The organism is Roseovarius halophilus (ex Wu et al. 2025) (assembly GCF_047086965.1).
In genome coordinates this window covers 1-6,028 of the sequence record NZ_JBKOTX010000271.1, presented here as the reverse complement: position 1 = coordinate 6,028, position 6,028 = coordinate 1, and the positions used below count along the sequence as shown (strand labels likewise).

7 protein-coding genes are annotated in these 6,028 nt (G+C 63.6%); 3 read left to right on the top strand and 4 right to left on the bottom strand.

What is annotated here, in order from left to right; translation table 11 throughout:
• Positions 1–546, bottom strand: a 546-nt coding sequence (locus ACH107_RS29235) for a hypothetical protein (protein ID WP_412509232.1), incomplete at its 3' end; no start/stop codon positions are given.
• Positions 547–558: 12 nt separating this feature from the next.
• Between ACH107_RS29235 and ACH107_RS29230 the strand changes: the two genes are divergently transcribed.
• Positions 559–750: a hypothetical protein gene (locus ACH107_RS29230; protein WP_412509231.1), complete on the top strand. Its 192-nt coding sequence runs from the start codon at positions 559–561 to the stop codon at positions 748–750.
• A 98-nt stretch (positions 751–848) separates the two neighbouring features.
• Complete coding sequence (locus ACH107_RS29225) at positions 849–1,364, top strand: DUF3489 domain-containing protein (RefSeq protein WP_412509230.1); 516 nt, start codon at positions 849–851, stop codon at positions 1,362–1,364.
• 55 nt (positions 1,365–1,419) lie between these two features.
• Here the strand turns inward: ACH107_RS29225 and ACH107_RS29220 are convergent, their stop codons facing one another.
• The gene (locus tag ACH107_RS29220; protein WP_412509229.1) at positions 1,420–2,052 is read right to left on the bottom strand and encodes a class I SAM-dependent methyltransferase; all 633 of its coding nucleotides are present in this window, start codon (positions 2,050–2,052) and stop codon (positions 1,420–1,422) included.
• Positions 2,053–2,468: 416 nt separating this feature from the next.
• Here ACH107_RS29220 and ACH107_RS29215 point away from each other — a divergent pair, with 416 nt between their 5' ends.
• Complete coding sequence (locus ACH107_RS29215; RefSeq protein ID WP_412509228.1) at positions 2,469–3,299, top strand: fatty acid desaturase; 831 nt, start codon at positions 2,469–2,471, stop codon at positions 3,297–3,299.
• A gap of 105 nt (positions 3,300–3,404) precedes the next feature.
• Here ACH107_RS29215 and ACH107_RS29210 read toward each other — a convergent pair whose 3' ends face one another.
• Entirely contained in the window at positions 3,405–3,620 is a 216-nt protein-coding gene (locus ACH107_RS29210; RefSeq protein WP_412509227.1) for a hypothetical protein, read from the bottom strand.
• A 981-nt stretch (positions 3,621–4,601) separates the two neighbouring features.
• Complete coding sequence (locus tag ACH107_RS29205) at positions 4,602–5,879, bottom strand: DNA modification methylase (protein ID WP_412509226.1); 1,278 nt, start codon at positions 5,877–5,879, stop codon at positions 4,602–4,604.
• Positions 5,880–6,028: the final 149 nt, after the last annotated feature.

Below are 6,028 nucleotides of genomic sequence, written 5' to 3'. Positions count from 1 at the left end.
GAGATCATCGAGCACCTCGCGGATCGCGGCGCGGATCAGGTTCCGGGTGTCTCCGACAGTGGATTGGTCAAAGGCCTGTGGGGCCAACCGGTCTGGCAGTGCCAGCAGGCGCGTTCGCAAAAGCGCAAGCACCGCGATCCAGGCGGCCTCGATCTGGTCCGCCGCAATCAGCGCGCGGCGTTTTTGCGCGGCGTCCATCTCGGCAAGGTTTGCCCGCGCCCGAATGAACCGCGCCCGCTCCGCCGCATAGTCCGGGGCACCGGCCTGCGCCTTGCTCGCCTGGTCCCGCAGATACAGGACATAGCCACGCACCGATCCGATGAGATCGTACTGGCCGCGCTCCGCCTTCGGGATAACCCCCTCGCGGCTGAGCTGCTGCACCCGCCGCTCCGAGAGATCGAGCAGTTTGGCAATCACGCCGATGGGTTGGCTCGCCGAGGACATATGATGATCCCTGCGCTTGCGATTACGCCATGGCATTGCTGCGATTTTGCTGGATTTGGCCGCCTGGTGGAGCGACCCTGACTGCACGAGGCGACGCAGCAAGGCCCCACCGAGATGACCATCGCAGAACGCTACAACGCCGCGGCCCGCGACCTCCTGCCCCAGATGGCCGCCGATCTTGCCGTCGACCCCACCATCACCGACGCAACTCACATCGACGAAATCGTCTTCCGCCGCAGCGAATACCTGGGCGGCATGGCCGCCGCCGTCCTCGCCATGGTGGAACAGAACTCCTACGCCGGGTGATCTGTCCGACCCGGCATCTCAAACAGCCCGCGATCATGGCGGGCTTGACCCGGTAGGAGGCGGCGCAGGCCCGCGTTGCCCAAGCACCGGAGACCACCATGATCCAAATTGACCTGTCCGACGCCCAAGCCGTCATTCTGTCCACCGCCTGCGCGCGCGAGGACGGGGCCGTCTTCCCTATCACCGCCAACCTCAAGGGCGGCGCGGTCGGCAACGTCTGCAAGAGCCTTCTCAAGCACGGGCTCGTCAAGGAGGTCGAAGCCACCGACGACAACACCGTCTACCGGCATGACGAGGCGCGTGGACCGCTCACCCTGCATGCCACTCAGCTCGCCTACCGGGGCCTCGGCTTGACGGCCGCGCAGGACGAAATGCCACCGGCGGAAACGCCAACCGCCCCTGTCCCGCGCGGGCAGGGCACCAAGCAGGAGGCCGTGATCGCCATGCTGCGCGCCGAGGGTGGCGCGACCATCGATGAGATCAGCGCCGCGACCAATTGGGCCGCCCATACCGCGCGGGGCTTCATGTCCGGCACGCTCAAGAAGAAGCTGGGCCTGACGATCACCTCCGAGAAGGTCGAGGAACGGGGTCGGGTCTACGCCATACGCGACTGACGCCGCGCGCGCGCCCGCTGCACGTCGCCGCCCCAAGAGGGCGGCGGCTATTGTCTCAACGGTCCGTCTTCCTGAACACGCTGTACTGGAAGCTCTGCCGATTGCCCTTCGGCGTGATGTGCATATGCGGTGTGGCGTCGATCTTCTCGAACTGGCCCGGACACAATCGGTCGAGTTCCTGCGCCAGATCGTCAGGCGCGTAGCGAACCACCGGTAGCCCCGAGCACATCTCGGGCCCGTCATCGGCGAAGGTGGCGATGATTGCGATGCCGCCGGTGGCGAGTGCATCGGACATGGCGCGCGCGTATGCGGCCCGATCTTCGGACCCGGTCAGAAAATGAAACACCGCGCGGTCATGCCAGACCGCGTAGTCCCGGTCGGGGTTCCACGTCGTTATGTCAGCCTCAATCCATGTCACGTGATCGCTCTGCGGACCGAGGCGCTGCTTGCTCACGGCGAGGGAGGCCCCGGAAAGATCCAGCACGGTGAGTGGGCCAAGACCCGCCTCAAGCAGCACGTCCACCAGACGCGAGGCCCCCGCTCCGACGTCGATGAAGGCGTCGCCCGGTTTCAGATAGGTTCGCACGAGATCCAGTGAGACCTCGGGCGTCGCTTCGAACCATGTCAGTTCATCTTCTGCACGCGCCTCATAGACACCGTCCCAGTGATTCTGTTCATCCGTCATCATCGCTGAAACCTCCGCTGCATGCAGAGTATAGTGGAACACGGTGAAGCAGAACACCGGACGTGATCGGCCGGTAACGTCAACAGCCCCGTAACCTGACCATCTCTGACCACCGCGGTCACAGCCCACCACGCTGCAGCGGCACCACGGGAGGATCAGCGACCTTCAATGTCGAGCCGGTCGGCGATTTCCGAAACGATCATGCTCGGATGTATGGCCAGCACGATGCACAATCATCAGCCAATTCGCCCAACGCCGGGCGTGGCGCGCCGCGCGCTCGGGTCAAAAGGCACTTGATTCATCGTCGTGGCATGGCGATCTTGCCAGCAACGTGCACCCTGAGCTGGAATGCCGTTTAACATGACAGGAGCTGTATGAGCACGCCAATTGCCGATCTGCCCCGCGAGACGCGCGCTGCGTTGAACATCCGCGCGACTGCGCCGGGGTTGCTGCATCTGGCCGGTCATCTGGGCGCGATCATGGCAACCGGCACGCTGATCGTGCTGCAACCGCCGCTGTGGTGGCTGGCGCTGCCTGTGCATGGCGTGCTGATCGTGTTCCTGTTCACGCTTCAGCACGAATGCACCCACCGCACCCCCTTTGCCAGTGACCGCATGTGCGATCTTGTAGGGCATGTGATCGGTCTTGTGGTGCTGAACCCCTTTTTATGGTTCCGCCCTTTCCACTTCGCCCATCACCGGCATACCAATCGCGCAGGCGATCCGGAACTGGACGGGCCGCCCCTTGAGACCCGTGCGCAATGGCTGTGGCATATCAGCGGGATTCCCTACTGGCGCGCTCAAGTCGCCCTCTTGATCCGCCTTGCATGCGGTCGCGAGACCCCGACCTGGTTGCCCGCTGCAATGCGCAGCCGCGCAGAACGCGAAGCCCGGATTCTGCTGGCGATCCATGCGCTGGCCTTGCTGACGCTGTTGTGGTCGCCCCTCGTTATCTGGCTCTGGATCGTGCCTTGCCTTCTGGGCCAGCCGGCCCTTCGGCTCTATTTACTCGCCGAACATGGCGATTGTCCGCAGGTGGCCGACATGCTGGAAAACACTCGCACCACCTTCACCACGCGAGCGGTTCGGGCACTGGCCTGGAACATGCCGTATCATGCCGAACATCACCTGGCCCCGCAGGTTCCATTCCACCGCCTCCCCGAGCTTCACGCCCTGCTTCGGGACCGGTTGCGCGTCACCGCACCGGGCTACGCTGCATTCACACGAGAGTACCTGGCACGCCGGCGATAGGCTGTTGGGGCATAGTCCAGAATGAAGAACGTATCGCCCAGAATTTCCGTTTGCAGCCTACATGTATCAGGGATCACCTGAATTGCGTCGTCCCTTCGCGGCACGTCAACAGCGCCGCCATGTTTCGAACACCCTTCGCAGTACATAACCACGCAGCAACGAAACCCCGACGAAAGCCAGACCGATCGCCAGATGCTTGACAAGTGCGGCCTCGATCCCGAACAACGGAAACACGACGATCTGCGTGGCGACGGCCAAAACATAGCCGACGACGACATTCGTCACGGCTTCGACCATCGACATGGTACGCGTCTGCCTCATCGCAGCCCCTCCGGCAGGCTCTCCAGAAAAGCCGTCATGAACTCCGCCGCGAGCGGCGGCACGATCGCATTGCCGTAGCCCCGCAGGAGCCCCATGCGGCCGGGTAGCCCATCAGCCAGCGGGAATGTTCCGGGCTCAACGGGCCTCCAGCACCCATCGCGGCAGAGGAGCCAGTCCGGATCTCGCCAGACGCCGTCCGTCGCATCGGTCCCGGTGGGGTCGGCACCTTCGACGAGTTCACCAGCTTCACCGTCCTGCGGCTCGCATCGGTGTTGCCGGCCGCATTGTACGCTGCTGTCGCGGGCGAGCCCAATACCGGCACTGCCCGAATGGGCATGATCGTGGTCAAGTTCCCACCGCTCTGCCGCTTATTCGATCCGACCAACTGAATCGATTCATGGGTACAATGCCTAGACTCAGAACTGATCCTCGGATACCGTGAGGACGGAAAATAATTATTAAGAGGGACTTTACATGTTCGTTCGAATTGTCGGTGCCGTCCTTGCGTTCGGAATTCTGGCGGGGCTCGCTGATCCAGTTTTGGCTCAATCGCTTACCTGCAGAACAGACAGCTTCGGGACCACACGTTGCAGCGATGGAACGACCTACCGGACAGACAGCTTCGGGACCACTCGTGATAACAATGGCAATAGTTGGCGAACCGACAGCTTTGGCACCACGCGCGGTAGTGATGGCTCGACGTATAGGACGGACAGCTTTGGCACTACGCGGGACAATCAAGGCAATAGCTGGCGAACAGATAGCTTTGGTACAACACGTGGTAGCAACGGTACCACGTGCAGAACCGATAGTTTCGGGACGCTTCGCTGCAATTAACGTCGACGAGCGGTAGCTGAAACCCCTCTGACGGTGCTAAAGAGCGAGCTCGACGGCATCTGAGCCGAGCGAGAGGCTGACAAGTATGCGTCCCCGGCTCCGAAAGGAAAGCCGCGGGCTCGGCATCGTTGTAGTAGACGGCCATCAGGCGGCGGCATCAGCCTTGTTGCCCAGCCGCTCTTCCTTCACGGCTGCGAAAGTCCGGCCATCTCCATCCAAGATCGCCTCGCGGCCTGTCTCCGCCTGCCATCGCTCCACCGCGACATCGACATAGGCCGGGCTGATCTCCATCGCGAAGACGCGGCGGCCATTGGCCTCGCCCGCCATGATCTGAGACCCGGACCCGGCGAACGGCTCGTAGCAAACACCGCCGCGCGCCACGTGCTGGCGCATCGGGATGCCGAACGCGTCGAGCGGTTTCGGCGTCGGGTGGTACGGGCGCTCGTCCTTGGTGAAACTCGGCATCTCCCAGGTCGAGGGCAGCGTTTGCTCGGCCACCTTTGGCGGGCGGTTCGGACGGCGCCAGCCCATGAAGCAGGGCTCATGCTTCCACAGGTAATGCGAGCGGGTCAGGACGCCGCGGTCCTTTACCCAGATGATCTGCTGATGCACGAACGCCCCGGCCTTTTCCCAGCAGGCTTCCAGCATCGCCTGGCGGCGCGAGGCGTGCCAGCAATACCACGCGGCATCCTCGGTGATCGCCTCGGCCACAGCCGCGGAAATGAACCCGTCGTAGAGCTCCGCGCCCTGCGAACTGTCGTCCCAGGTATTGCCGTAGGACTGCGACCAGTCCTTGTTGCGGGTCGGGTGGTTCGAGCCGTCGTAATCCACCAGATACGGCGGGTCGGTGGCGAACAGGATCGCGCGCTCGCCATTCATCAGGCGGCGGACGTCCGTCTCGCTGGTGCTGTCGCCACAGAGCAGCCGGTGATTGCCGAGCACCCAGAGATCGCCAGGGCGACTGACCGGGTCCTCCGGCGTCTCCGGCACCTCGTCCTCGCCCTCCCGCGGACCCGTGCCGTCCTCGAGGCTCGACATCAGCCCGGTCAGTTCATCCTCGGTGAAGCCCGTCAGCCCCAGATCAAAATCCGCCTCCAGCAAGTCCGCCAGTTCGAGGTTCAGCAGGTCCTTGTCCCACGCGGCATTCTCGCTCGAGCGGTTGTCCATGATGCGAAACGCGCGCGTCTGGGCCTCTGTCAGCCCCTTGGCGACATGCACCGGCGCGGTCTCAAACCCCAGCTTGCGCGCGGCCTCGAGCCGCGTGTGCCCGGCAAGAACCACCATCGCCTCATCGACGACGATGGGCTGGCGCCAGCCAAACTCCTGGATCGAGGCCGCAACCGTGGTGATGGCCTCGGCGTTGTTCCGCGGGTTGCGCGCATAGGGGATGATCTGCTCGAGCGGCAGGTCGGTGACGTCCATGGCGATGTCCTTGGGGATGCTTGATGTGCGAACCAGACGTCCACGAAACGAAACGGCTCTGGCCCGAAAGCGAAATGGGTCTGCTGCGCGAAGCGAAATGGGGTCAGACCCCCGTTTCGGTTCAGGCGGGGTTTGTCAGGCCGTCAGGC